This is a genomic window from Streptomyces sp. NPDC001914 (assembly GCF_042891215.1).
In the GTDB taxonomy this organism is placed as follows: domain Bacteria; phylum Actinomycetota; class Actinomycetes; order Streptomycetales; family Streptomycetaceae; genus Streptomyces.
This window is the reverse complement of the sequence record NZ_JBIASW010000006.1, coordinates 59,525-81,649: the sequence shown is the minus strand read 5'-3', so window position 1 is coordinate 81,649 and position 22,125 is coordinate 59,525. Positions and strand designations below refer to the sequence as shown.

General features: G+C 72.4%; 12 protein-coding genes and 1 pseudogene. 1 reads left to right on the top strand and 12 read right to left on the bottom strand.

Translation table 11 applies throughout. The features are described from left to right. Position 1: 1 nt before the first annotated feature. The 10 genes and pseudogenes from ACFYYF_RS18635 to ACFYYF_RS18590 form a co-directional block, all read right to left on the bottom strand. Complete coding sequence (locus ACFYYF_RS18635) at positions 2–1,522, bottom strand: right-handed parallel beta-helix repeat-containing protein (protein ID WP_388776926.1); 1,521 nt, start codon at positions 1,520–1,522, stop codon at positions 2–4. A 13-nt stretch (positions 1,523–1,535) separates the two neighbouring features. After that, complete coding sequence (locus ACFYYF_RS18630) at positions 1,536–3,503, bottom strand: alginate lyase family protein (RefSeq protein WP_388776923.1); 1,968 nt, start codon at positions 3,501–3,503, stop codon at positions 1,536–1,538. After that, positions 3,500–5,704: a bi-domain-containing oxidoreductase gene (locus ACFYYF_RS18625; protein WP_388776920.1), complete on the bottom strand. Its 2,205-nt coding sequence runs from the start codon at positions 5,702–5,704 to the stop codon at positions 3,500–3,502. The genes ACFYYF_RS18630 and ACFYYF_RS18625 overlap by 4 nt, the downstream gene beginning before the upstream one ends. A gap of 25 nt (positions 5,705–5,729) precedes the next feature. After that, entirely contained in the window at positions 5,730–7,664 is a 1,935-nt protein-coding gene (gene asnB / locus ACFYYF_RS18620; protein WP_388776918.1) for an asparagine synthase (glutamine-hydrolyzing), read from the bottom strand. Between the two features lie 3 nt (positions 7,665–7,667). After that, complete coding sequence (locus tag ACFYYF_RS18615; protein ID WP_388776915.1) at positions 7,668–9,185, bottom strand: Wzz/FepE/Etk N-terminal domain-containing protein; 1,518 nt, start codon at positions 9,183–9,185, stop codon at positions 7,668–7,670. Further along, positions 9,182–10,549 (bottom strand): Wzz/FepE/Etk N-terminal domain-containing protein, encoded by a 1,368-nt coding sequence (locus tag ACFYYF_RS18610; protein WP_388776912.1) that lies wholly within the window; start codon positions 10,547–10,549, stop codon positions 9,182–9,184. Before ACFYYF_RS18610 ends, ACFYYF_RS18615 begins: the two co-directional genes overlap by 4 nt. Continuing rightward, positions 10,546–11,807 (bottom strand): annotated as a pseudogene (locus ACFYYF_RS18605) (glycosyltransferase family 4 protein). Before ACFYYF_RS18605 ends, ACFYYF_RS18610 begins: the two are co-directional and overlap by 4 nt. Continuing rightward, positions 11,797–13,113, bottom strand: coding sequence for a nucleotide sugar dehydrogenase (locus tag ACFYYF_RS18600; RefSeq protein ID WP_388776909.1), 1,317 nt, complete (start codon positions 13,111–13,113; stop codon positions 11,797–11,799). Before ACFYYF_RS18600 ends, ACFYYF_RS18605 begins: the two are co-directional and overlap by 11 nt. Before the next feature lie 73 nt (positions 13,114–13,186). Next, complete coding sequence (locus ACFYYF_RS18595) at positions 13,187–14,665, bottom strand: sugar transferase (protein ID WP_361689497.1); 1,479 nt, start codon at positions 14,663–14,665, stop codon at positions 13,187–13,189. A gap of 530 nt (positions 14,666–15,195) precedes the next feature. Then, entirely contained in the window at positions 15,196–16,437 is a 1,242-nt protein-coding gene (locus ACFYYF_RS18590) for a magnesium and cobalt transport protein CorA (RefSeq protein ID WP_388776906.1), read from the bottom strand. 171 nt (positions 16,438–16,608) lie between these two features. On the opposite strand from ACFYYF_RS18590, the gene ACFYYF_RS18585 reads away from it, so the two are divergent. Continuing rightward, complete coding sequence (locus tag ACFYYF_RS18585; protein WP_388776904.1) at positions 16,609–17,715, top strand: winged helix DNA-binding domain-containing protein; 1,107 nt, start codon at positions 16,609–16,611, stop codon at positions 17,713–17,715. Between the two features lie 149 nt (positions 17,716–17,864). Here the strand turns inward: ACFYYF_RS18585 and ACFYYF_RS18580 are convergent, their stop codons facing one another. After that, positions 17,865–18,656 (bottom strand): S1 family peptidase, encoded by a 792-nt coding sequence (locus ACFYYF_RS18580; RefSeq protein WP_388776901.1) that lies wholly within the window; start codon positions 18,654–18,656, stop codon positions 17,865–17,867. A 485-nt stretch (positions 18,657–19,141) separates the two neighbouring features. After that, positions 19,142–21,991, bottom strand: a complete 2,850-nt coding sequence (locus ACFYYF_RS18575) for an AAA family ATPase (protein WP_388776899.1) — start codon at positions 21,989–21,991, stop codon at positions 19,142–19,144. Positions 21,992–22,125 lie beyond the last annotated feature (134 nt).

The following is a 22,125-nucleotide window of genomic DNA, read 5'->3' as shown; positions in this document are numbered from 1 at the left end:
CTCAACCACCGTCCTGGGAACGGAAGGAGCTGCCCGTGTCCTGCCGGTACGGCGCCCCCTGCCACTGGCCGGAGTCGAGCACCCGGCTCGGGTCGTGGGCGACGAACCGCCACGCTCCGACGTAGGTGTTGTCGTGCCAGCGGTTGTGCTGCTTGCCGGTGATCGCCTCCGCCACCCGGTCGCCCTGGTAGGGCGACCAGTCCGGATAGGTGCCGTAGTTGGCCAGCACCGCCATGCGGTCGCACTTCACGGTGCAGTCGACGACGGACTTGTCCAGCACGAAGCGGTTGTTGTGGATGTCCACCCGCTGGGTCCTCCACCGGCAGTCGGCGTAGAGCGGTTCACTGGCGATGCCCGGCCGGGCACAGCGGTCCATGTCCTTCACGAGCAACGTGCAGTCCCCCGAGGAGGTGTTGGCCGGGCTGTTGCAGAACCGGTCGGCGTTCTCCCACAGGGTGATCCCGGACCAGTTGTTCTCCAGCCGGTTCCGGTAGATCTCGATCCGGTCCGTGCGGGCGTGCACCCGTGGTTCACCGCCGGACTCGGACACGTAGATGGTCGCGAACGGGAAGTTGTCCCCGCGGTCCGCGTACTTGCGGCCCTCGACCCAGTTGTTCCGCCGGATCGTGTTGTCCCGGACGACCGCGTTGTAGCTGGTCTCGTAGATCAGCGCGGCGCCGTCGTTGGCCTCCAGCAGGTTGTCCTCGATGAGGAAGTCGTTGTTGTTGGTGTCCGCCCACAGCCCGGTTCCGCGGTTGTCGTGCACCCAGTTGCCGCGCACGTCCGCGCCGTCGACGGCCCAGAACTTGACGCCGCCGGTGCAGCCGCAGCCCGGCCGCTTGCGCTCCCAGTCGTCCGTGTTGTTGCCGGTGATCTCGTTGCCCTCCAGCACCAGGCCGGTGATACGGCCGCTGCCCTTGTACGCGTTCACGCCGTACTGACCGTTGTCGCGCAGGCAGTTGGCGCGGACCTGCTGACGGGCCCCGGCCATCAGACCCGCCCCGGAGTTGCGCTGGATCGTCGCGTGCTCGATCACCCAGCCGTCGGCGGAGTCGTGGTTGACCACGCCCTCGTCGCGCGGGGCGACGAAACCCTGCACGGTCAGATAGCGGATGGTGACGTCGGGGGCGGTTCCGGCGAACGCGTACTGGTTCTTCCCGCGGCCGTCGAGCACGGCGCCCGGCGCACCCAGATAGACGTCCCCCTTCTTGGGGAGGACCTGGGCGTAGCGGTCCGCCTCGAGGCGGTGCTTGCCCGGCTTGAGCCAGAACGTGGTGTGCGGGGGGCTGTTCTTGGTCTTCCTGGCCAGGTCACCGGCCTTCGAGGGGTCGACCGTGACCGCGCCGGCCGGCGCCTTCGCCGGCCCCGACGCGGGTTTGGCGCACACCCGGGCCACGGATGTGGAGGGGCCGGCGGTCGGCTTCAGCCGCGCGTCGTGCGAGCTGTCGCAACCGGTCGCCGCCGGCAGGGCGAGCGCCAGCAGCGCGGCCGGCAGCGCCCAGTGCCGCCACTTGATCCCCAAGCGTCCTTCCTCCCTAGCCCTGGAACCTGAGTACGGTGGTGAACTCCGTCGTGCCGTCGGCGACGCCCGAGCCGACCAGCGTCGTGGCGGGCTCCTTGCGCCCGAAGCCGGCGGAGTACCAGCCCAGCGGCGGTTCGCTCTCGCCGCGGTGCGCCCGCCAGTTCAGCGAGGCGGGCAGGTCGAGCTCGGCGGAGCGGTCCTCGCCGTCCCGGCTCCAGGTGAGCCGTGCCCGGTTCCCCTCCAGTTCCGCGGTGACCGCCGGTCCGAGGTGGAAGGCCAGGCGTACGTCCCCGCGCGGCCCGCGCACCTCGTCGACGACGGTCAACTCCCGGCTCACGGTCGCCAGTTCCACCCGGCGGCGGTGTACGGAGTCCTGGTAGCCGTCGTGCTCCGCGCACCAGCGGGCCGTCCCCCCGGCGGCGGCGCCGGCGGCCTCCGCGACCAGGACGCGGCTGCGGGCGTGCCGGGTCCACAGGAAGGGACCGCCCGAGACGGACTGGTCGCCGCCGTCGAGTTCAAGGGTGTTGTGGCCGAGGGTGGAGCGGAAGTACCGCCGCCACTCGGGCTGCCCGTGGTAGCAGAACGTGCCCGGGTCGGCGAGCACGTCGACCCCGTCGTGCCGGACCTCCACCGACAGCGCGTCGGCGTGGGCGTGCGCGGCGATGGACAGGAATCCGTGCGGACCCCCGTCGCAGCGGACCCAGATCTCCTCCGGCCCGCGCAGAATGGTCATGCCCGCGTCCGCGAAATGGGCGGGCCGTTCCGCGGGCCGGGACACGGCCGGCGAGGTGTCCTTCCTCGCGTACGGCTGGACGAACGCGGCCAGCAGCGGGGTGCGCACATCGGTGCCGGTCACCGTCGGCCACCAGTCGAGCCGGCCGAACACGGCTTCCCCGGTGGAGAGCAGCGAGGCCCAGCGGTCGGTTCCGGCGCCGTCCACGATCAGACCGTGCCCGTCGTCCGCGTCGCCCTGGCGCGGCGGCCGCAGCCGGTTGTCCACGACGGCCGCGAGCGCGTCGGTCATCCGCAGCAGCACGAGCCGGACCGTCGGGGGGACCGGGACGCCCGCGGCGTCCGCCTCGGCCACCGCGGCCAGGCCGAGCTCCAGCACCAGGCCGTGGTACTCGGTGGCCAGCTCGCGGTTGAGGCCGGAGAGGAACGTGTTGCTCCGCAGCTCCCGCTCCAGCGACCGCAGCGCGTCGGCCCGCCAGCGCGCCGAGGAGGGGAACCACCCGAACGCGCAGGCCGCGGCGAACTGCCCGGCGGTCTCGGCGATGACGTGGTTGTTCGCCGAGGACCCACGGCTGGGGAAGGCGGCGAGCCAGCGCTGGTGGTGCCAGATCTGGTTCCGTGCCACCGGGTTGTCCTCGAAGAGGGCGGCCGCGCCCTGCCAGCCGTCGAGCAGCCGGCGCACCCACACCCAGGACAGCAGCCGGATGCCCAGCTCGATGCCGCTGGTCCAGTGCACCCCGCGCAGCGGCGGGTTGGCCTCCCACCAGGACCGCAGATGCGCGGCCACCCGCTCGGCGTACCGCTCGTCCCCGGTGACCGCGTAGGCGGCGGCGAGCACGGTGAGGTACTGGTGCCGGGACGGCTCCCAGATCTGCTTGATGTCCCCGACCGCGTCCTCGTCGCGGTACGGCACGTCGAAGGCGTACACCTGCGGGGCGCGGCGCCCCGTCTTCGGGTCGTACGACCAGTCCGGGTCGGCCAGGTCCTCGCGCGCCACCCCGAAGAACTCGGCGTGCCCGTCCATCAGCCGGTCCGCCTCGGCGGTCAGACGCTTCGCGGCGTCCGGCGGCACCGCGGCGAGGGTCCCCGCCGGCAGCACCGCGGTGAACCGGGCGCCGGTCACGTCCGGGCAGTCCGGCGGTGCCGAACGCCACCGCCGCCTGCGCACCGCGTCGCCCGCCCGGCCGCCGATCTCCCTCGGCCCCATCCGGGACAGGCGGCGCAGGTACCAGCCCGCGCTCATGGTCATCGGGTCCTCGCCAACGTCACCGGCGCGCCGGCGGCCAGAGCGCTCTGCACGGCGAGGGTGGCCGCCGTGGTGGCGACCAGGGACTCCAGCGGCACCGGCATCGGACCGCCGGTCCGAACAGCCTTGACGAACGCGGCCAGTTCGGCCGACTGACCCTTGTCCCGGGCCTTCGGCAGCCGCGAACTGACCCACCGCTTGCGGCTGTGGACGGAGGCACGGACGAAGTCGTCGAGCCGCAGCACCCTGCCGTCCGCGATCAGGTCCAGCGTCTCCTTGGGGAAGCCGGACGCGCCCGTGGTGACGTAGCTGATGGTCGCGGTGGACTCGTCCGCGTAGCGCAGGACGACCTGGAGGTCCTCGTTGCCGGAGGAGGCGACCGCGTACACCGAGACCGGATCGGCGTCGAGCAGCCAGCTCGCGGTGTCGATGAAGTGTCCGCCCTCGCCGGCGAACCGCGAGCCCTCGGTGCCCTGCTGGAGGTACCAGCTCCCCTGCGTCAGCCGGCCCGCGTTGACGAGATAGCGCAGGCTCGCCGGACCGGTCCGGGCGCCGAACCGGTTCCTGGCCTCCTGGAGCAGCGGCGAGAAGCGGCGGTTGAAGCCCACCTGCAGCCGGTCGTTGCCGGACTCCTCCACCGCCGCGAGCACCCCGGCCAGTTCGTCCTCGGTGAGGGCCAGCGGCTTCTCCACGAACACGGTCTTGCCGGCGAGCAGGGCCTGCCGGGTCAGTTCGGCGTGCGAGCTGTGCCGGGTGACCACGAACACCGCGTCGATGGACTTGTCGCCGAGCACGGCGTCGAGATCGGTGGTCGCCTCGGCGAAGCCGAACTTCCGCTGCGCGTTGGCCGCGGACAGCGCCGTCGTGGTGACGACCGTCGACAGCTCGACGCCCTCGCGCCGCGCCAGGTGCGGCAGCAGCATCGACGTCGCGTAGTTGCCCGCGCCGACGAACGCGAGGCGCACCGGCGTCTTCGCGGCCCGGACCGGCGCCGGTCCCTCGCCGCCGCCCCGCTTCACGGCGGGCACGGCCAACTCCGGTGCCTCCACCGGGGTTTCCGGGGTCTCCGTCTCCGCCGCCTGCTCCGGGTACCGGAACAGCACGGCCACGGCCTTCAACTCGCCGTCCTTCAGGCTCCGGTAGGTCTCGACGGCGTCGTCGAAGCCGGCGATGTGGGAGATCAGCGGCTCCACGTCCACGCGGCCGCGGGCGGCGAGGTCGAGGAAGCAGGCCAGGTTGCGGCGCTCGGTCCAGCGCACGTAACCGATCGGGTAGTCGCGTCCCTCCAGCTCGTACGACGGGTCGTAGCGACCCGGGCCGTAGCTGCGCGAGAACCGGACGTCGAGCTCCTTCTCGTAGTACGCGTTCCACGGCAGGTCGAGACGGCACTTGCCGATGTCGACGACCCGCCCGCGGTCGCGGCAGAGCCGGGCGGCCAGCTCGACGGGCTGGTTGCTGCCGCCGCCGGCCGCCAGGTACACCTGGTCCACGCCGTGGCCGCCGGTGAGTTCGGCGACGGAGTTCTCCACGGCCGCGGAGGAGGGATCGCCGCAGGCCGCGGCGCCCAGGCGCTCGGCGAGTTCGCAGCGCGCCGGGTCGGGGTCGGCTCCGACCACGCGGACCCCCGAGGCGGTGAGCAGCTGCACCACCAGCTGCCCGATCAGCCCGAGGCCGATGACCAGCGCCACCTCCCCGAGCTGCGGCTCGCCCTGGCGGACGCCCTGCATCGCGATCGACCCCACGGTGCCGAAGGCCGCGTGCCGCGGCGCGAGACCGTCCGGCACCGGGGCGTAGAGGTTCTTCGGCACCCAGTTCAACTCGGCGTGCAGCGCGTGCTCGTTGCCGGCGCAGGCCACCAGGTCGCCGGCCTTCACGTCGTCGATCCCGGCGCCGACCTGCTCGACCACCCCGCACAGCGAGTAGCCCAGCGGCGTGTAGGAGTCGAGCTTGCCCATCACCTTGCGGTACGTGGCGGGCAGCCCGTTGGTGGCCACGCTCTGCATGACCTTGGCCACCTGGTCCGGCCGGGAGCGGGCCTTGCCCACCATCGACATGCCGGCCTCGGACACCTTCATGAGCTCGGTCCCGGTGGAGATCAGCGAGTAGGCGCTCCGGACCAGCACACCGCCCGGCTTGCACCCCGGCACCGGCACGTCGAGCAGTGCCAGCTCGCCGCTCTTGTAGTTCTGTACGACCTGTTTCACCGAAGTCCTCTTGTCTCTACTGTCTCTAGGCCGTCACGGGAGACTGCCGGCCGGCCCCTGAGGTCGCGCCGCGATACCAGTACTCGAGCGTCAGCACATGCCACAGATGCTTGGAGAAGTCCCGCTGCCCGGCGGCGTCCTCGGCGACCATGCGCGCCAGCGCGTCGCGGCGCAGGAGCCCGGAACGGACCAGCTCGCCGTCGTTCACCACCTCGCGCACCAGCGGGGCGAGGTCCCGGCTCATCCAGGCCCGCAGCGGGGCGCTGAACAGGCCCTTGGGCCGGTACACGATCTCCCGCGGCAGCACCGAGGTGGCCGCCTCCTTGAGGACGGCCTTGCTCTGCCGTTTGACGATCTTGCGGTCGCCGGGCACCGCGAACGCCGCCCTGACCACCTCGACATCCACGTACGGCACCCGCACCTCGGTCGAGGCGGCCATGCTCGACCGGTCCGTGTAGGCGAGGTTCAGGCCCGGCAGGAACATCCGGGCGTCGCCCAGGCACATGCGGTTGACGAAGTCGTCGAGGTCGTTGTCCTCGTAGACGTCCGCGTGCTCGGTCAGCACGTCCTCGACCGTCCCCGCCAGGTCCGGATCGATCAGGGCGAGCAGCTCGTCCCGGTCGTACATGGTGTAGCTGCGCCGGAACGCGGTCTCCTCCGGCAGGTCCGCGAAGGACAGGAACCGCTTGGCGAACCGCACCGAGCGGTACCCCCGGCGGGCCGAGGCGACCGGCAGCCGGTCCACGGCCGCGGACACACCGCGCCGCAGCGGCCCCGGGACCCGCTGGTAGCGCAGCGCGATCAGGTTGGCGAGGTGCTTGCGGTAGCCGGCGAACAGCTCGTCGGCGCCCATCCCCGAGAGCATCACCTTGACCCCGGCCTCCCGGGCGGCCGAGCAGATCAGGAACGTGTTGATCGCGGCGGGGTCGCCGATCGGCTCGTCCAGATGGTGCGTCATCCGCGGCAGCAGGTCCAGCACGTCCGGGGCGATCTCGATCTCGTGCAGGTCGACGCCGAACCGCTCGGCCACCTGCCGGGCGTAGCGCAGGTCGTCCGGCATCGCCTCGAACTTGGCGTCCTCGGCCCGGAATCCGATCGTGTAGGCGGAGATCCCCGGCCGGTCGCGGGCCGCCAGCGCGGTCAGGTAGCTGGAGTCGAGCCCCCCGGACAGGAAGGTCGCCACGGGCACGTCGGAGAGCAGGTGGCGCCGGGTCGACTCCTCGACGACGGCGGCGATGTCCGGCAGATCGCCGGCGCGGGCACGCTCCTGGCCCTCGGCAGCGACCTCCCGCAGGCTCCAGTACTGCCCTCGCGCCACCCCGCCGTCGGGCCGGAACCGGATCCAGCTCCCCGGCGGCAGCTTCTCGGCCTCGCGGAACGCGCACCGCGAGTCCGGCACCCAGTAGTACAGCAGCGACGCCACCAGCGCCGCGTGGTCCACCTCGAGCGACCCGCCGGTCACGGCGGCCAGCGCCTTGAGCTCGGAGGCGAACACGAGGCCCCCGCCGCGCCGGAGCAGGAACAGCGGCTTGATGCCGAGCTGGTCGCGGGCGAGCGTCAGTTCACCCGTCCGCTCGTCGAAGATCCCGAACGCGAACATGCCGCGCAGCCGGGGCAGACAGTCCGTGCCCCAGCGCCGCCACGCCTCCAGCAGCACTTCGGTGTCGGAGGTGCCGCGGAAACGCACCCCCGACGCCTCCAGCTCGGCACGCAGTTCGGGCGCGTTGTACAGCTCGCCGTTGTACGTCAGGACGAGGCCGCCCGAGACCATCGGCTGGGCGCCCGTCTCGGACAGGTCGATGATGGCCAGCCGGCGGTGCCCGAGGTGCACCTCGCCGTCACCGGCGGGATGGCTGTAGTGACCCGCCCCGTCCGGGCCGCGGTGGGCGAGCGTCTCGGTGAGCCGGTCGGCCACCGCCTTCCCGTCGGGCCATCGGTAAGTACCCGCGATGCCACACATGTCCTACCGTGCCTCCTGGTCGCTGTCCGGGACGCGGGCCGTCCACATCGGCAGGCGCTCGGCCCGCCGGCCCAGCCCGCTCTGCCGGGCCGACCGTTCGTCCTGGCCGCGCAGTGCGGTGTTCAGTCCGTCCCACAGCGTGCCGTCGGTCCGGTCACGCGGATCGGGGTCGATCAGCACGACACCGATGACCGCGATCCGCTGGTCCGCGAGCTGCCGTGCCACGGTGTGCAGCCATGCCGAACTCCCTTGCCCTGCACGGACGACGAGCACGGTCCGGGTGCCGAGGTACTGCAGGTCGGTCCACGCCGTGCCGGGCGCCACCGAACCGACCCCGACCCGGCGGTCCTGGTGCGGCAGGTCCGCGGCACGTTCGCCGCCGATCACGGCGGGGTCTCCCTGCTTCGGGCGGCGCCTGGCGAGCTGCGTGCCGGGCAGGCCGTCGACGACGACCACCGGTCCGTCCGCCGACAGGGCCCTGGCGAGGTCCAGGGCGATCGCTCCGGTGCTGCGCGCGCAGCCCAGTTCGAGCAGCGACACCGGTTCCGCGGAGCCGCGGGCGGTGCGCGCCAGGGACGTGGTGAGCCGTTCGCGTGCCGTCCGGGTCCGGCGCCGCCGCCCCAGCCTGCCCTTGCCGCGGGGCAGTTCCGCGATGACCGAGGCGCCGAGGTTCGACGCGATCTCCCTGCGCAGCACGGGGCGGTCGGCCACCACCGAACCGACCGCGGCCACCGCGAGGCCGAGGACCAGTCCGAGGACGAGGCCGATGACACCGTCGGTGGCGGCCGTCCTGGGCAGGGACGTACGCACCGCACTCGGGGCGTCCACGATCTGCGTGCCGGCGACGAGCTGCGGCGTGCCGATACGCGCCTCCGCGGCGCGCTGCCCGAAGTCGGTGATGCGCGAGGTGAGTTCGGCGCGGCGGGCGAAGAGCGACTCCAGGTCCGCCGACGCCGTCGGCCCGCTCTGCGCCGACCCGTCCCCGATCGCCTTGTTGACCTTGGTGAGTTCGCCCTGGAGACGGTCACGCTGGTCGAGCAGGGCCTTGGCCTCGGCGTCCGCGGCCGCCCGGATCCGCTTCACGTGGTCCGCGACGAACGCGTCCGCCAGCGCCTTGGCGCGGGCCTCCGCCTCCGCGTCGCTGTCACCCGTCACCGTGATCTGCAGCAGGTTGTTGGTCAGGCCGAGCCCCGAGTAGTCCCGCATGAAGTCCTCGGGCTTCTCCGTGGAGTGGAGGGACTTGAGGGCCTCGCCGGCGATCCGCGTGGTCTGCAGCAGCGCCACGTCGGTGCGGATCAGCGTTCCGGGATCGTTCGGCTGGTCCTCCTGGTGCGCGACCAGCACCTTGGTCACCGCGGTCGGCGGCGCCGGCAGCAGGACCGCCACCGCCGCGCCGACGAGCAGCCCCAGCAGACCCGCGGCGCACCAGAAGCGGCGCCGCCTGCGCACCGCGACCACCAGCGCCTGCAGGTCCACCAGCGGAGCGGCGGCCGACGACTCCGAAGTCGTACGCGTCGTCACCCTGAACTTCCCTTCACGTCGTGGCCGACCGCGAGCACCGGCGTGGCCGCGTTCCGGGGAGTACCGGCCGACCGTGCCGGGAGGGCACGGACCAGATCGGCGAGGACGATGCCGACGACCTCGTGCCTGGCGTCCGCGCAGGCCTCGGCGATTCCGGCGAGCTCCGCCGCGGTCCAGTTCCCCGGGCTGAGCACCACCAGGGCGCCGGACTCGCTGCCGCGGTCCGGCACGAGCGGCTGGGACACCGGGACCTCGACCACCCGCAGCAGCGGATCGCCCTCGGCCTCGGCCACGAGCCGGCCGGCGGCCACGAGGGCGACCTCGTCGCCCTGGGGGACGAGGAGCAGCAGCCGCCGGGGGGCGGGCAGCGTGTCCCGGAGGCGGGCGCACACCCGCCGGTAGCGGATCTGTCTGCTGGCCTCGTCGCCCGAGGTCTGCGGGGCCGGGACGTCCCAGCGGACGTCGACGCCCAGCAGCCGGCGGATCCCGGACCGCGAGCCATGGCCCTGCGGCCGGTGTCCGGGCCGCTCGCCGGGAACGTCGACGGTACCCAGCAGCTCCGCGTTCAGCGCCGCGGCGATCTCCGGCTGCGTGCGCAGCCGGCGGCTCATGCGGGCCGCGGTGAGATGACCGACGACACCGATCAGGAAGAACAGCAGTGCCCCGGCCACGATGAGCTGGATCCGGGTGGGCGGTGCCTCGCCGGTCGGCCGCGGGGCCGAGCCCATGACGACCATGTTGGCCTTGGCGGCGGCCGGGTCGGCCTGGTCCAGCTTGTTGATGGCCTCCTGGAGCGTGGTCCGCAGCTTCTCGAGCTCGGTGCGGGCCTGCACGCTCTCCACGGTCTGCCCGGGATCGGCGGAGTCGGCCAGCTCGGTGATGCGCCGGCTGGTCTGCGTCACCGTCTTCTGCAGCGCCTCGCGCTGCGCCGCCGTGTCGGGGTCGCTGTTGTTGTCCGCGATCCGCGCGGCGAACGTGACGAACTGCCGTGCCACCTGGTCGGCGAGCCGCTGCGCGCGCTCCGGGGTGTCCGCCGTGCCCGAGATCTTGATGATGTTCCCGTCGGCGGTCTTCGCGCTCACCTGGTCCCGCAGCTCGCTGGTGGGGACGTCGTTCCAGTGGAGCGCGTCGGCCGCCGCGTCGACCACCACCGAACTGGTCGCGATCTCCTGCTGGGTCAGCAGCTCGCGTTCCTCCCAGGCGCCGGGCAGCAGCACCGACGCCGATGCCGTGTAGCGCGGCGGGAAGAGCAGCGAGGCGCCGTAGCCGAGGAGCGCGCCCACGAGCGCGAGCGCGGCGAGGAGCCGCCAGCGCCGGCGGACGATCCGGCCGATCGTGACCAGGCGTATCGTGTCATCGTTCAACGGTGCGGCCTCCGCCCTGTGCACTTTCCGGGCCGCCCGCCGGAGCGTCGTCGCCGCAGGCGGCGGCGTAGGCGGCGAGCAGCGACGCCTGCGAGTTCCGCCACGAGAGCGGGCCGCTGATCCGTTCCTGGCCGATCTTGCCCATCAGGGCCCGCTTCTCGGGATCGTCCAGCAGCAGCGCGATGAGCCGCGCGAACTCGGACTCGTCGTTGGCGGGCGCGTAGACGGCGGCGTCACCGGCGGAGACGCGGGCCTCCCGGAGGTCGAAGGAGACGAGCGGGCGGCCCATCACCATGTACTCCAGGACCTTGTTCATGGTCGACACGTCGTTGAGCGGGTTGTGCGGGTCGGGGGAGAGGCACACGTCCGCGGTGGACAGGTAGCGCACCAGATCCGCGTCGGGGATGCGTCCGGTGAACTGCACCTGGTCCGAGAGCCCCAGCTGCCCGGACAGCTCCACCATCGCGTCGAAGGTGTCGCCCCCGCCGACGAACACCGCGTGCCAGTCGGTCCGTCCGACCTCGTCGCGCAGCTTCGCGAGGGCCCGCAGCGCGTAGTCGACACCGTCCTGCGGGCCCATCACGCCGAGGTAGCACAGCAGATGGGGCTTGCCGCGCTTCAGCTCCGGCTCCGCCGGCACGGGGTGGAAGCGGTCGATGTCGGGCGCGCTGCGCACCACGAAGACGTCCTCGGGCCGCTTGCCACCGCGGCGCACCGCGGTGTCCTTGTAGCTCTCGTTCGTGGCCAGCACGACGTCCGCGGCCCGGTACGTCATCCGCTCCAGCGCGCACACACCGCGGTAGAGCAGGTCCTCGCCGCGGTCGAACCGGGAGAGGTACAGCTCGGGCACCAGGTCGTGCTGGTCGAAGACGAACCGCGCTCCGCGCCGCTTCAGCCACCGCGCGGGCAGGAACAGGAGGTCGGGCGGATTGCAGGCGTGCACGACGTCGACCGGCCCGATCTTCCGGGCCAGCCGCATCGTGTGCCACAACGCCGATCCGTACTCCCGCACATAGCCGGCCGGTCCGCCGGTGGCGGCGCGCAACGGGTAGCGGTGGATCCGCACCCCGTCGATCACCGCCTCCGGCTCCGTGTCCCGCTTGCTGCCCTGCGGGCAGATGACGTGCACGGTCCAGCCCGCGTCGCGCAGGGTCGTGCATTCCTGCCACACCCGTCGGTCGAACGGCACCGACAGGTTCTCCACCAGGATCAGCGCGCGCCGGTTCTTCCGGTCGCCGCTGGTCGAATCACCAAGCAAGGCCCATGTATCCCGGTTCGGTCCGGCGCGCGTCGGCGTCGGGAAGGCGGACGAGGTCGACGATCACGGGACCGTCGCCGTGGGGCAGCGCCGAGAGGACGGCCGGGTCCTTCGTCCCGACCAGGAGTACCTCGGCGTGTTCGAGTACGTCGTCGACGGAGTCCGCGAGCAGCTGCGCGAGGTGCGGCAGGCGGGTCTCGATGTACTCACGGTTGGCGCCGAGGAGCCGGGAGAGGCTCACGTTGGCGTCGTGGATGCGCAGGTCGTACCCCTTGCCGAAGAGCCTCTCCGCCAGTTCGACGAGCGGGCTCTCGCGCAGGTCGTCGGTGCCGGGCTTGAAGGACAGCCCGAACAGTCCCACCCGGCGCTTGCCGGTGCGCTCGACCATCTCCACCGCGCGCTGCAGGTGGTCGGCGTTGGAGGGCAGCACGTGCGACAGGATGGGCACCGAGACGTCGGCCCGGTTCGCCGCGTGGACCAGGCTGCGCAGGTCCTTGGGCAGGCACGAGCCGCCGAAGGCGAAGCCGGGCCGCAGGTAGGCGGGGCTGATGTTCAGCTTGCGGTCGGCGAGGAACACGTCCATCACCTGGTGCGAGTCCACCCCGAGCGCCTGGCACACCGCGCCCAGCTCGTTCGCGAAGCCGATCTTGAGGCCGTGGAACGCGTTGTCCGCGTACTTGATCGCCTCGGCCACCGGGACCGGCACCCGGAACACCTCGCCGGGCAGGCCCTCGTACAGAGCAGCCACCACATCGCCGCTCGCCGCGTCGAGTTGGCCGATCACGGTCTTCGGCGGGTCGAAGAAGTCCCGCACGCTCGTGCCCTCGCGCAGGAACTCCGGGTTGACTGCCACCCCGACGTCCACCCCGGCCGTACCGCCGAAGGACTTCTCCAGGATCGGCACCAGCAGGTCCAGGCAGGTGCCCGGGAGCATGGTGCTGCGGAACACGACGGTGTGCCGGCCGCCGCGCTCGGCCAGCGCGGCACCGATCTCCTCGGTGACCCGCTCCAAGTAGGTGGTGCACAGGCTGCCGTTGGACTCCGAGGGCGTGCCCACGCAGATCAGCGACACCTCGCTGTTCGCGATCGCGTCACGCACGTCGGTGGTGGCGCGTAAGGCGCCGCTCCCCACGACGTCGGCGACCAGCTCGCCGATCCCCTCCTCGACCACCGGGGCCTTGCCGTCGTTGACCAGGTCGACCTTCACCTGGTTGACGTCCACGCCGACGACGTCGTGGCCCTGGCCGGCCAGGCACGCGGCCGACACGCAGCCCACGTAACCGAGCCCGAAAACGCTGACCTTCATGACCCGTTCCTCCCCCAGGGCAGACCCTTGCGGCCTGCCGTACACGCGCCTGCCGGACGACACCCTCCGCGCATCAATAGGCCCCCTGCCCGTAGAGCACCGCACGCAGCGTCTTCCACAAGATCACGGTGTCCAGGGCGAGCGACCAGTCCTCCACGTACCGGAGGTCCAGCCGCACCGCCTCCTCCCACGACAGGTCGCTGCGTCCGCTGATCTGCCACAGGCCGGTGAGCCCGGGCTTGACCAGCAGCCGCCGACGGATGTCCGGGCCGTACGCGGCGGACTCCTCCGGTAACGGAGGCCGCGGACCGACCAGCGACATCGATCCGGCCAACACGTTGAACAACTGCGGGAGTTCGTCGATCGAGTACCGGCGCAGCACCGCTCCGACCCGGGTCACCCGCGGATCGCGGCGGACCTTGAACAACAGGCCGGCGCCCTCGTCGAGACCGGCCAGCTCCGCACGTGCGCTGTGGGCCCCGGAGACCATGGTGCGGAACTTGAGAATCGTGAACTCGCGGCCGTTCTTGCCGACCCTGCGCTGGCGGTAGAACGCCCCGCCCCGGCTGTCCAGCAGCACGAGCAGGCCGACGAGCACCATCAGCGGCGCGAACAGCAGCAGCAGGACGGCCGCGCCCAGCCGGTCGACGACCACCTTGACCGCACGGCGGCCGCCGGTGAAGGTCGGCATGCTGACCCGCAGCAGCGGGATCCCGAGCACCGCGTCGACGTGCAGCCGCGGACCGGCCACCTCCATCAGCACGGGCGCCACGACCATCTCCGCGTCGCTGCCCTCGAGGTTCCAGGCCAGCCGCTGCAACCGGTCGGGCGACCAGTGCGGGTCCGGGGTGACGGCGACGACGCGGTACCCGTCGCGGTGCACGTGGTTCGCGACGTCCGCCAGCCGGCCGACGACCGGCACCCCGTCGAGCTGGTCACCGTCGAGCCCGTGACCGTCCGTCGTGCAGACCGCCTCCACCCGCCAGCCGAGGTGCGGGAACTTGCGGGTCCGGGTGACCAGATCGCGCACGGTGGCCGGGCTGCCGGCGGCGAGCACCGGTCGCAGACACCGGCCTTCCTTCCGCTGCTTGTGCAGCCACAGCCGCAGCAGGTAGCGCACGGTCATGGTCACGATCGCGATCGCGGGGATCGCGACGAAGATCCAGAGTTTGATGTTGCGCGAGGTGAGGGCGATCCCGCCGAGCGCCAGGACCACGGTCGCCGCGAACAGCGACCGTCCCAGCCGGCGGAATTCCTCCGCGCCCTGGCCTAAGACGGCCGGAGCCCACGCCCGGCCCACCGCCAGTGCCCCCAGCACCAGCAGCTCGGTGCCGAACGCCAGGATGCCCCATTTCTCATGCCAGTTGGCCGCGTCCCGGGCCCCGAAGAAGTTGCCGATGGACGCCACCACGACGGCCGTGGCAACCATGTCGCTTGTGATCACGGTACGGCGGTAGCGCTGCTCCCAGTCGGTCGCAGGCTGACGCATCGCCCCGTCCGTCAGACGCTCGCGCGCAGACGGAAACGGACGTACTAGTCCCCCTTGCCGCACAGAACCCCCCAGGTTCCAGTGGTTCGACGTGTTCGCCTAACACTGTTCTCGCCACGCGAGGCACCCCCGCCCCCCGTGCTGCGCCGCGCTGTTCCTCCCCCCGGGAGGCCCCCGCCTCCCGCGCCGCGCCGTGTCCGGAAACCCTTCGAGGTCCCGGGTGCTCCCCGCACCCGAACCTTCGGGGTTCCGAGGACCGACCACCCCCGTGCCCGGTGTCGAGGAAGGCCAATGCTGGCATTCCTGACGCCGGACCTATAGATCATTATTGGTCGCCTCGTGTCCGAACATCTGAAGCACGGTCAATCTAGACCATCGAGGCCGCTATGAAGAGGGGGATGTGTGGAATTTGTGTTCAAGATTTGGTGCCGGTTCCGCCGACGGTTGTCCCCCTCCGGGCGCTTTGACCCCACCACGCGCTTGAGCAGCGCTTCCGCGACGGGCGCGCGATCGCGATCTACGAGCCTCAACAGGCCTTCCACGGCACGCAGTTCGGCAAACCGGCCGATGCGGAACCGTCCTCCCCGGCGCGCTCAGAGCCAGTCGCGGCGTTTGAAGACGATGTACAGGCTCGTACACACCACCGCCATCAGAACGATCGCGAAGGGGTAGCCCAACACCCAGTGCAACTCGGGCATGTGACGGAAGTTCATGCCGTAGATCGTCCCGACCAGGGTGGGCGCGAACAGGATGGCGGCCCAGGAGGAGATCTTCTTGATCTCCTCGTTCTGCTCGAAGCCCGCTTCCGCCAACGCCCGCATCTCGGCGTTCTGTTGCTGGGTCACGAGCGTCGCGTTGACGGTGAGGATGTCGGTGAGGGCCTGGCGGAATCCGTCCACCCGCTCACTGGTGTGCGTGACGTGGTCGGCGACGTCGCGGAGGTAGCGCTGCAGTTCCTCGTCCGTGCGGTACTTGGCGAAGCCGGCCATCAGACTGTGCAGCATGCCCACCAGCGGGCGGGTGGCACGCTGGAACTCGACCATCTCGCGGGAGAGTTCGTAGATGCGGCGGGACACCGCGGGGTCGCCGCGGAACACCTCGGTCTCGATCTCGTCGATGTCGTTCTGGACGCCGGAGACCACCGGCACGTAACCGTCGACGACGGAGTCGAGGATCGCGTACAGCACGGCCTCCGGACCGAGCCGCAGCAATTCCGGACTGCCCTCCATGCGGCGGCGCACCGCCGAGAGGTCCGGTGCCGCGCCGTGCCGGACCGTGATCACGAAGTCCGGTCCCACGAACACGTGCAGCTCGCCGAAGTCGACCTCCTCGGCCGCGTCCAGATAGCGGGCGGCGCTCAGGACGACGAAGAGCGTCTCTCCGTACCGCTCCAGCTTCGGGCGCTGATGCGCCTCCATCGCGTCCTCGACGGCCAGCGGATGCAGGTCGAACTCGGCCGCCAGCGAGTGGAGTTCGGCCGCCGTCGGGCGGGCCAGGCCGATCCACGCCATGCCGTCCGGCTGCTCGCGCAGCTCGCGGAAGGTCTCGGCCAGCGAGGCGGGCGTCGACACCCGTACCCCGTCGCGGTACAGGGCCGACTGGACGACGCTGACGACCTCGGCGGGCTCCGGCGCCGCAGGCGCCTCCCGCGGCGGGGTCTGCCGCGGGGGCGGCGCGGACGGCGGCGTCAGGGCACGCCGCCAGAGCGACCTCCGCCCGGCCCTCGTGCCTCTGGGGCCGCCGGGGTCCTGGGCGCCCTTCGCCTCCCCGGCGCCGTCCGGGTCACCGGAGCCCCGCCGGTCGTCCGAGGCTGAGCGGGCGCGTCGCTCGGACATCGCGGCTGCCTCCAGGGTCGAACGTACGTCTGCGCGATCTCCGAGCAGGATATACGGGGCAAACGGTCCGTGCGGCGACACCGGACGGTACCCGGCCGGGAGGGGTGCCGGACCGGGACCGGACGGGAGTCGCGGACAGAAGGTGTCCGCGAGCGGGGTTAGCGTGCGGGCATGACGAAGACGACCGCGACGGCCCCCGTGCTCGGCACCCGCGCCCTCAACCGCGCGACCCTCGACCGTCAGCTCCTGCTGCGCCGCTCCCCGATGTCCGCCACGGCCGCCGTCGGGCATCTGCTCGGCCTCCAGGCGCAGAACGTGAAGCCGCCGTACTACGCCCTCGCGGCCCGGCTGGAGGGCTTCGGGCCCGAGCACCTGTCGGCGGCCATGGACGCGCGGGACGTCGTGCGGATCGTCACCATGCGCTCCACCATCCACACGCACACCGCCGACGACGCCCTCACCCTGCGGCCGCTGGTCCAGGCCGCCCGGGACAGGGAACTGGGCCAGTTCCGCAAGGGGCTCACCGGCGTCGACCTGGACCGGCTCGCGGCGATCAGCCGTGAGCTGGTGGAGGCCGAGCCGCGCACCATGAAGCAGCTCCGCGAGGCACTGCTCCTCCGGTGGCCGGAAGCCGACCCCTTCGCCCTCTCCGTCGCGGCCCGCTGCACCCTGCCCCTCGTCCAGGTCACCCCGCGCGGACTGTGGGGCCGCAGCGGCCAGGTCGCCCTCACCACCGCCGAGCACTGGCTGGGCCGCCCCGCCGAACCCGCACCCGCGCCCGACGCGACCGTGCTGCGCTATCTCGCAGCCTTCGGCCCCGCCTCGGTCAAGGACATGCAGACCTGGGCCGGCCTCACCCGGCTCCGCGAGGTCTTCGACCGGCTCAGGCCCTCCCTGACGGTGTTCCGCGACGAGAAGGGAGGGGAACTCTTCGACCTGCCCGACGCGCCCCGGCCCGACCCGGACACGCCCGCGCCGCCCCGCTTCCTGCCCGAGTTCGACAATCTGCTGCTGTCCCACGCCGACCGGTCCCGGGTCGTCCCCGCGGACCTCAAGGGGCGTACCTGGCAGGGGAATCAGGCCTACCGCACCCTGCTCGTCGACGGCTTCGTGTCCGGCCTGTGGAAGCTGAAGGAGGGCGCGCTGGTCGTCGAGCCCTTCGGCGCGCTGACCGGGACGCGGCGGGACGAGGTCGTCGCGGAGGCGGAGCGGATGCTCACGGCGATGCACCCCGGCGAGGAGTACGACATCCGGTTCGGCACGGTCGCCCGGCCCTGAGATGCCGGCGGACGGGGGCGCCGCGGGGAAGCCGTCCGCCGGCAGGTACCGGGCTGTGTTTCTTGGATGAGGGGCGTTGCGGGCCGCTCGTGGAGGCTCGCAACGCCCCTCGGCTTTTACCTGAGGGGTACTCAGGAGATCTTCTTCCCCTACGAGTCGACCTGCTCGGTCACCAGGCTGGAGAACGTGGTCAGTCGGGTGTAGACCCCCGGGTAGCCGGCCTCCGCGCAGCCCTCGCCCCAGGAGGTGATGCCGGCCAGTACTCCGTTGATGAGCAGCGGGCCGCCGCTGTCGCCCTGGCAGGTGTCGACGCCCCCCGCGTCGAAACCGGCGCAAACCATGTCGGAGGCCACGTAGTTGGAGCCGTACGAGGCCGTGCAACTGGCGTCCGACACGATCGGGACGGTCGCGGTGCGGAGCTGGTTCGAGGAGGTGCCGTTCTCCGAGGTGGTACCCCAGCCGACGATGCGGGATTCGGTGCCGGCCGCGTACAGGCCGGTGTCGGAGCCCGACACGTACGGTGCCGGGGTGTACGGCATCGGCGTGGACAGCGTCAGGACGGCCACGTCGTCGCCGTCGGTGGCGTCGGTGTAGTCGGGGTTGATCCAGATCTTGCTGACCGTGCCGACGGTGCCGTCCGTGCCGTTGAGGAACGTCCGTCCGCCCACCACACGGACACTGCTCGTCGTCTCGCCCGACATGCAGTGGGCCGCGGTCACGACCTTGTCGGCGGCGACGAGGGTGCCGCCGCAGAACTGGTTCTGCCTGGCGTCGGTGATCTGCATCATGAACGGGTACGCGGTCGTCGTGGTCGTCGTGCCGCCGACGATGGGCTGGGGAGCGGCCGCGGCGGACGGGGCGCCCAGCAGTGTGGTCGTGGCTGCCGCGGCGGTCGCCGCACAGAGGGCTGCGCTGTTCTTGAGGCGGATGAGCCCGAACATCGGTCTCCTTGAAAGTTGCCGGTGGGGGGACGCGCGGGTGTGTGGGGGGAGTCACGACGCCTCTGGATGGGGTGTCGCGGGGCCCGAGCGAGCGGCACGCCCACACGCTAGGGGGTGTGACCGCTCTCTCCCAATGAGGGAACCCCCTAGTGGAGACGGGGGAGGGAAAACCCTTGTAGGGCGCGGGTCGTGTTTGACGCGGGCGCCGTCCGGTCGGTCCCGGCCAGGGGGCCCCGCCCGTCCGGCGCACGTTCACCCGAAGGAGTCACCCAGCAGCCATACCGCCCTGGCCGGGGGCTCTACCGGTGTCGGCCGGAGCGTCACCGTTCCGGCCCGCAGTCTCACCGGTCCGGCCGCTTCCCGCGCGCCCCGTGCCGCCTTTTCTGCCCGCACGGAGTCCCGGCCCGCGCGCCCGCGCCCTGGCCCGGGCGGGGCCGGGTCGGGTCGGGCCGCCGGAGCGTCAGTCGGGCCGGGCCGGCGGAGCGTCAGTCGGGCCTGCGCTCCGCGGCCAGCCGCACGATGTCGACCCGCGACCGGATCCCCAGCTTCCGGTACACCCGGGTGAGCGTGGCCTCCACGGTCTTGACGCTGATGAACAGCCGCCCGGCGATCTCGCGGTTGGTGGCCCCCTCCATGACCAGCGCGGCGACCTGGCGCTCGGTGGCGGCGAGGGTGTCGAGGGCGGCGGGGGCCAGCGGCGGCGCGGCCGGAGGATGCGCGGCCGCCGCCTCGACCTGACGGAGCCAGGGCAGCGCGCGGCACCGCCGGAACAGCCGGGCCGCCTCGTCGTAGGAGATGGGCCCCGGCCCGGACGCGCCCCCCGCCCGGGCGGGTCCGGGAGCGTGCGGAACGGTGCGCAGCCCGGCGAGGGCGTACGCGGCACGGGCCTCCTCCAGTCCGTAGCCCAGCTTGCCGAGACGGTCCTGTGCGGAGGCCAACTGGCGTTCCGCGGGTCCCTGTTCGCCGCGCGCGGCCCGTACCAGTGCCTCGGCGCGGTCGAGCACGGCGAGCACGCTCTCGCGCTCCAGCCTGAGCGCGCGCCGGCGGGTCACGTCAATGACGTCCTGGGCCTCCGCGGTCTCGCCGATGCTGACCAGGGCCTCCGCGAGGTCCCCGTGCCAGCGGCCCCGGGCGGGGTCGATGACGCCGAGCGCCTCCTCCAGCTCGCGGACCCGGCGCAGCGAGCGGACCGCGGACGCGGCGTCCCCGGCGACGAGCTGGGCGTGCCCGAGGGCGCCCAGGGCGCGCGAGATGTAGACCATGTCGCCGTCCTCCTCGGCGCGGTCCACGGCCTCGTGGGCGAGTGCGAGCGCCCGGTCCACGTCACCGCCGGCCGCCTCGGCGAGCGAGGTGAACATGGCGGTGGCCGCCTCGCCGATGCCGGTGTCGCGGGCCAGCCGCAGGCTCTCCCTGGCCAGGTCGAGGGCGCGGCCGCAGTGACCGGAGCGCAGTTCGGTCTCGGCGAGGCCGCGCAGGAAGTGCAGTTCGCTCTCGACCATGCCGCGCCGCTGCACCTCGCGCAGCAGCGCGGTGATGGCCGTACGGGCCTCGGCGAGCCGGTCGCCCATGATGAGCCAGCGGAATCGGGCGGCACCGGCCCCGTTGTGGTCGCAGGCGACCCGGGGGTCCTGCGGCTCGCGCATCGCCCGCTGGATGGTCGAGGGCGCGTCCGCGTGCCCCATCAGGGTCTCCATCTGCGCCTGGAAACCGAGCGCGAGGAGTTCGGTGCGCCGGTCACCGGCGCGCGCCGCGAGCCGCGCGGCCCGGGCGGCCTCCTCGCGGGCCTTGGTCATCTCGCCGTCCATCAGCAGGGCCCGCCAGGCGAGCTGGTAGCGGACGAGGGCGACCAGGCCGGGGTCGTCGCCCGCGTCGGCGAGCGCCTGCGGGAAGACGGCGTCGATCTCGGCCATGGCCTGCCCGGCGGAGTCGACGACGACCATCCAGGCCCGGACCCGTTCGGCGGGGGCGGTTGCTCGTGACAGCACCTGGCGGGCGATGTCCCGGGCGAGGTCCGTCTCCCCGGCCGTCAGCGCGTCCTCGGCCGCCTGGAGGCGCCGTTCGTCCGGGCCCGGCCGGGCGCCGGCCGGGGTGTGCCGGGCGGCGAGCAGTCCGAGCCCGACGGCGACGGAGGGGGCGCCGCGGTCACGGGCGGCGGCCGCGGCCTCGCCGAGCCGGGCGGCGACCGAGGGGTCCGTTCCGGTGGTGGCCAGCGCGAGGTGCCGGGCCCGCTCGATGGGATCGGAGGCCGCGCGGGACAGGGCCGAGTGCGCGGCGCGCCGTTCCTGCGCGTCGGCCTCCGCGTACAGGGCGGCCGAGACCAGCGGGTGCGCGAATCGGATGCCCGGTGTCTCGCGTTCGGTGGCGAGAAGGCCGAGCGCGGCGGCCGACGCCGTCTCCGCCTCCGCGTTCTCCCGGCCCGCGGCGTGCAGCAGGGCCAGGGTCGGGCGGGCTCCGGCGCTCGCCACGAGCAGGGTGCGGCGGGCCTCGGCGGACAACATGTCCAGCCGGCTGAGGACGAGCGCCCGCAGTGACGTCGGTACGGGGAGCGGTTCGCCCGGGCTCGGCCGGGTCGGGGACTCGGCGAGGGCGCGGCCCAGCTCCAGCGCGAAGAGCGGATTGCCGCCGCTGGTGCGGTGGATGTCGCGCACGGTGGAGCGGGGCAGACCGGTGTAGCCGCGCTGTGCCAGGAGTTCGGCCACCTTGGCGCGGGCCAGCGGCGCGACCCGCAGGGCGAGGGTCTCCGGGACGGACGCGCGGAGAAAGCGGTCGTGGTCCTGTGCCTGGGGCTCGGTCTCCGTACGCACCGCGGTGAGCATGCGGACCGGGGTGCCGCCCAGCCTGCGGGCGGCGAAGCCGAGGAGTTCGGCACTGGCCGGGTCGAGCCACTGGAGGTCGTCGGCGACGATCAGCACCGGCCCGCGCGCGGCGAGGGCGCGGAACGCCGACAGCACCGCGAGCCGCAGCGCCAGACCGTCGCGCTGGAGCGTCGACTCACCGCGGCCGGTGAGCGCCGATTCCAGGGCGGTGCGCTGCGGGGCGGGCAGCCGGTCGGCGATCTCGTCGACGACCAGACCGAGGAGGTCGGCCAGCGCGAGGAAGGGGAGATGGGATTCGGACTCGGTGGCCGAGCAACGCAAGACGGTGCGCGCCGATTCGGCGCATTCGGCGGCCAGCGCCCGCAGAACGGTCGACTTTCCTATTCCCGCGGGCCCGTGGACGAGCACACTGCCGCCGTCGGAGAGCTGCTCGCGTGCCGCGGCGAAGAGTTCCTCCCGGCCGATGACCAGGTCGGGGCGCGGTCTCGCAGGTTCCCTGAAGTCCCCTCGCACGGTCACCGCTCCCCTCGTGTGTCGTGTCCTGGCCAATATTAGGCAACGTCTCTTTGAATTTCGGACAGTCCGGGTGGTGAGGGAAATAACAGATGGTACGCATACGTCATTTCACGGTCCGGACGATTGAATGAAGGGTC